3 protein-coding genes are annotated in these 3,017 nt (G+C 64.3%); 2 read left to right on the forward strand and 1 reads right to left on the reverse strand.

Features of this window, described 5'->3' with window-relative positions; genetic code table 11:
- Positions 1–238: 238 nt before the first annotated feature.
- Positions 239–991, forward strand: coding sequence for an SDR family oxidoreductase (locus tag A5711_RS07605; protein WP_231987439.1), 753 nt, complete (start codon positions 239–241; stop codon positions 989–991).
- Between the two features lie 22 nt (positions 992–1,013).
- Positions 1,014–2,294: a DUF427 domain-containing protein gene (locus A5711_RS07610; protein ID WP_067945116.1), complete on the forward strand. Its 1,281-nt coding sequence runs from the start codon at positions 1,014–1,016 to the stop codon at positions 2,292–2,294.
- Between the two features lie 26 nt (positions 2,295–2,320).
- On the opposite strand, the gene A5711_RS07615 is transcribed toward A5711_RS07610, so the two are convergent.
- Entirely contained in the window at positions 2,321–2,932 is a 612-nt protein-coding gene (locus A5711_RS07615; RefSeq protein ID WP_067783784.1) for a TetR/AcrR family transcriptional regulator, read from the reverse strand.
- Positions 2,933–3,017 lie beyond the last annotated feature (85 nt).

A 3,017-nucleotide genomic window follows, 5' to 3' on the forward strand; every position in this document is an offset into this window, starting at 1 on the left:
AGCGAATGGCTGGCCCGCATCATCTGGTCGTTCTCGACCGTCAACGAGGCCCAGACGTTCGACATGTCCAAACCGGACACCGTCCGGCGTTACGTGGAAACGTTCGCCATCAACGGGCTTCGCTGAAGGACTGAGCGGCGTCGCTCAACTAAACAATAGATGTACTATTGTTCTCCGATGTCGGATGGCTTTCGACACTGGATTCTCGATCGGTGGTCAGCGCATGGGCGAACGGACATTGGCCGGCAAGCGGGTCGTGGTGGTGGGCGCATCGGCCGGGATCGGGCGGGCGTTCGCCGTCCGTGCCGGCAAGGAGGGCGCCGACCTGCTCATCGCGGCGCGCCGACGAGACCGTCTCGACGAGGTCGCCGCCGATGCCGGCTGCGGCGCGGCCATCAGCGCGGATGTGCGTAACGCTGACGATTGCGCGCGGCTCGCCGATATGGCCCGAGCGAGCCTTGGTGAAATCGACCTGCTATTCATCTCGGTGGGGTACGCGCCCTTGAGAATGTTCGCCGACACTTCCGTCGACGATTGGACGGACGTGATGCAGACCAATGTCGTCGGTGTGCATCAAGTCATCAAGTGCTGCCTGCCGGTGCTCGCGCCCGCCGCGATCGTCAGCGCCCTGTCCTCCGAAACCGTCGGCCAGCCACGGACCGCTTTGGGCGCCTATTCCTCCAGCAAGGCCGCGCTATCAGAAAGCCTGAATGCCTGGCGCACTGAGCATCCCGGCTTTCGCTACTGCTGTGTCACCGTGGGCGGCACCGTTCCGACGGAGTTCACCGCGGCGTTCGACCCCGGACTGCTCGGCGTCGTCGTGCAGGATTGGGTGGCGCGCGGCCTCTTGCAAGAGACATTGATGTCGCCCGCCGACGTCGCCGACATGCTGGCGGGAACGTTCGCCAGCGCTTTGAACTTTCCCGCCGTCGGCCTCGAGCAGCTCGTAATTCGTCCACCGTCGTCGCCGCGTCGCGCGGCTACGGTATGAGGCCGGCGACGAGAGGGTAGCGATGCCAACGCAAGTCGAGTCGGCGTGGCCCGATTACCCCGATTACCGGATCGAGGCGACCCCGTGTCCATACCGGGGCCAGGTGTGGTTCGGTGACGTGCTCGTTGCCCAGAGCGACCGGTGCCTCGTGGTGACGGAGACCGACCACGAGGACCGCTTGTACTTTCCCGAATCCGACGTGCTGTGGGAGTTGTTCCGCCCGTCGGATCACAGCACCGTCTGCCCTTTCAAGGGCCGGGCGAGTTACTGGAGCCTTGACGGGGCGGATTCCGGCGTCGAGAACGTCGTGTGGGCCTACCGCACTCCGTTGCCAGAGGTCGCAGCGATTGCGGGACACGTCTGTTTCTACGACGACGCGCTGCGTGTGGTCGTCGTCGAAGAGTGGCCGGACGGCTCAAAGATCCCTGCGACGTTCCCGCTATGGGGAGACGCCGGCGAGCTGTGCAGAATCATCGACGTGCAGCAGGTATCCGAAAGCGGTTTTATCGGGCCAGCGCACGGGCCGACGCGTCGCAATGTCGTCGAGGGTGGCCAGCTGCTCGGCGAGGCGATCGTCGCGGCGTCGAAAGCGCTTCCCGGGCAACGAATCACGTCGGCATCGATGATCTTCGCCAAAGCGGCCTCATTCGACGCGCCCGTGGACCTGTCCGTCGATGTGCTTCGCAGGGGCAGATCGTTTTCGTCGGCCGAAATTCGCATCAGTCAGCGGGGCGTATTCCGCAGCGCGGGCTTGGTGCTTGCGGACTCGGGAGCCGGCGACGTCATGCGGGACGCCGACCCCATGCCGGCCGTTCCGGGCCCCGACGAGGCGGTGTCGTTTCCTGGCTTCGGGATGACCGGCCGCGAGATCCGGGTGGTCGATGGGGCTTACGATCCGGATCCCGATCGGGTGGGCCCGCCCTTCATCAACGTGTGGGTGCGATTCCGCGATGCGCCGCCGACCCCTTACCTGCAGACGGCGTTGCTGGCCCAGTCGACGACACATTGGACTATCGCCGCGGGTATGTTGCCGCATCCGGGTTTGGGCGAAGCCCGCGCGCATGCCACCTTGTCGACCGGAATCATGAAAGCCACCATCGCGTTTCACGACGACGTCGATGTTACGGACTGGCTGCTGTACACCAACCACGCCTTCTGGTCGGGACGGGGGCTTGTGCAGGGCGACGGCCGGGTCTTTGCCCGAGATGGACGGCTCGCCGCGTCGTACACGATCCAGGCGATGGTGCGTGAGTTCGCGACCGAGCCCGCGGCGATGGGCCGCGACAGCCGCACGGCTATGTGATGGGCAGGTGAAAATTCGCGACCGCGTCAGCGCAGGCCGTTGATCGCGAATTTCTCGACGTAGCGGCGGACCGTGGCCGGCTTGGTCATATCGAAGGTCAGACCTTGATTGACAGTCGAAAAGGAATAGATGATTCTCGCCAGCCATTCGCTACCGGCGGTCACGTCGACTCCGGCGCCGACCTCGCCGCGTTTCTGGGCATCGCGCACGTAGGGTTCGAGGAACTTTGTGGTGCGGCGGACGGCGGCATCGCCGTCGGCGACCATGTGGCGCATCAGCTCGGCGTCATCGGCCATCAGCCGGTTGCGAGTCCGATGGTCGAGCAGAATTTTCGCGTGGGTCTCGGCCATCGCGCCGAGTTGTTCTGCCAGCGTTGATTTCTTGGCCATCGCCGCGGCGACTTCACGGTAGAAGCCTTGTGCGCCATGCTCGATGGCGGCTTCGATCAGGACATCGCGATCGACGAAGTACCGATAGATGGTGCCCCGCGAGACCTTCGCCATGCGCGCCACGTCCTGCACACTGGTGCGCTGGATGCCGAGCTGGGTGAAGCATTCGTTCGCCGCCTCGAGGATCTGGTCCCTGCGATCGAATTCCCCGTCCGATTCCAGATCGGCAGGGGCGGGTTTCGTCGACATGTCGCTCTATGCTACGCGACAAATTTCGGCGTTGTGTTCCGTTGATGGGCCTATTCGTCACTGAACTGGGCCCGGATAGTAGTCA

The sequence above is a fragment of the Mycobacterium sp. E2238 genome, assembly GCF_001672665.1.
In the GTDB taxonomy this organism is placed as follows: Bacteria; Actinomycetota; Actinomycetes; order Mycobacteriales; family Mycobacteriaceae; genus Mycobacterium.